This window comes from Mycolicibacterium sp. XJ870, from assembly GCF_053483975.1.
In genome coordinates, this window is record NZ_JBEFTI010000014.1 from 1 (window position 1) to 2,398 (window position 2,398).

The 2,398-nt window shown below is 56.1% G+C and carries 1 rRNA gene; it reads left to right on the forward strand.

The features are described from left to right. Positions 1 to 2,377: ribosomal RNA gene (locus ABQF30_RS29500) — 23S ribosomal RNA — on the forward strand; the annotation flags it as partial. Positions 2,378 to 2,398 lie beyond the last annotated feature (21 nt).

A 2,398-nucleotide genomic window follows, 5' to 3' on the forward strand; every position in this document is an offset into this window, starting at 1 on the left:
CACAACAGTGTGTGGTGTAGTGGTGTGTTCTGGACCCGAAGCGGAGTGATCTACCCATGGCCAGGGTGAAGCGCGGGTAAGACCGTGTGGAGGCCCGAACCCACTTAGGTTGAAGACTGAGGGGATGAGCTGTGGGTAGGGGTGAAAGGCCAATCAAACTCCGTGATAGCTGGTTCTCCCCGAAATGCATTTAGGTGCAGCGTCACATGTTTCTTGTTGGAGGTAGAGCTACTGGATGGCCGATGGGCCCTACTAGGTTACTGACGTCAGCCAAACTCCGAATGCCGACAAGTCCAAGAGTGTGGCAGTGAGACGGCGGGGGATAAGCTCCGTGCGTCGAGAGGGAAACAGCCCAGATCGCCGGCTAAGGCCCCTAAGCGTGTGCTAAGTGGAAAAGGATGTGCAGTCGCGAAGACAACCAGGAGGTTGGCTTAGAAGCAGCCACCCTTGAAAGAGTGCGTAATAGCTCACTGGTCAAGTGATTGTGCGCCGATAATGTAGCGGGGCTCAAGCACACCGCCGAAGCCGCGGCAGCCGAACTTTGTTCGGCTGGGTAGGGGAGCGTCCTGCATCCGGTGAAGCCACCGAGTGATCGAGTGGTGGAGGGTGTGGGAGTGAGAATGCAGGCATGAGTAGCGATTAGGCAAGTGAGAACCTTGCCCGCCGAAAGACCAAGGGTTCCTGGGCCAGGCCAGTCCGCCCAGGGTGAGTCGGGACCTAAGGCGAGGCCGACAGGCGTAGTCGATGGACAACGGGTTGATATTCCCGTACCCGTGTGTGGCCGTCCCTGATGAATCAGAGGTACTAACCGCCCAAAACCAGTTTCACCGGAGACCTTCGGGTCGATGGGTTGCTGGGGCTGCGCGGGACCTTCTCTGGTAGTAGTCAAGCGATGGGGTGACGCAGGAAGGTAGCCGTACCAGTCAGTGGTTGTACTGGGGCAAACCTGTAGGACGAGTGATAGGCAAATCCGTCGCTCATATGTCTGAGAGGTGATGCATAGCCGATTGAGGCGAATTCGGTGATCCTATGCTGCCAAGAAAAGCCTCTAGCGAGGACATACACGGCCCGTACCCCAAACCAACACAGGTGGTCAGGTAGAGAATACCAAGGCGTACGAGTGAACTATGGTTAAGGAACTCGGCAAAATGCCCCCGTAACTTCGGGAGAAGGGGGACCCCCATACCGTCAAGGCTCTTGCGGCCGGCAGCGGGAGGGGGTGGCACAAACCAGTGAGAAGCGACTGTTTACTAAAAACACAGGTCCGTGCGAAGTCGCAAGACGATGTATACGGACTGACGCCTGCCCGGTGCTGGAAGGTTAAGAGGACCCGTTAACCCCCTTGGGGGTGAAGCGGAGAATTTAAGCCCCAGTAAACGGCGGTGGTAACTATAACCATCCTAAGGTAGCGAAATTCCTTGTCGGGTAAGTTCCGACCTGCACGAATGGCGTAACGACTTCTCAACTGTCTCAACCATAGACTCGGCGAAATTGCACTACGAGTAAAGATGCTCGTTACGCGCGGCAGGACGAAAAGACCCCGGGACCTTCACTACAACTTGGTATTGGTGCTCGATACGGTTTGTGTAGGATAGGTGGGAGACTGTGAAGCGGCCACGCCAGTGGTCGTGGAGTCATTGTTGAAATACCACTCTGATCGTATTGGGCCTCTAACTTCGAACCGTATATCCGGTTCAGGGACAGTGCCTGGTGGGTAGTTTAACTGGGGCGGTTGCCTCCTAAAATGTAACGGAGGCGCCCAAAGGTTCCCTCAACCTGGACGGCAATCAGGTGTTGAGTGTAAGTGCACAAGGGAGCTTGACTGCGAGACATACATGTCGAGCAGGGACGAAAGTCGGGACTAGTGATCCGGCACCTCTGAGTGGAAGGGGTGTCGCTCAACGGATAAAAGGTACCCCGGGGATAACAGGCTGATCTTCCCCAAGAGTCCATATCGACGGGATGGTTTGGCACCTCGATGTCGGCTCGTCGCATCCTGGGGCTGGAGCAGGTCCCAAGGGTTGGGCTGTTCGCCCATTAAAGCGGCACGCGAGCTGGGTTTAGAACGTCGTGAGACAGTTCGGTCTCTATCCGCCGCGCGCGTCAGAAGCTTGAGGAAACCTGTCCCTAGTACGAGAGGACCGGGACGGACGAACCTCTGGTCTACCAGTTGTCCCACCAGGGGCACTGCTGGATAGCTACGTTCGGACAGGATAACCGCTGAAAGCATCTAAGCGGGAAACCCCCTCCAAGACCAGGCTTCTCACCCTTTTAGAGGGATAAGGCCCCCCGCAGACCACGGGATCGATAGACCAGACCTAGACGCCTAGCAATAGGTGAAGGGAACTGGCACTAACCGGCCGAAAACTTACAACACCCAAAACATGGGCTACGTAAA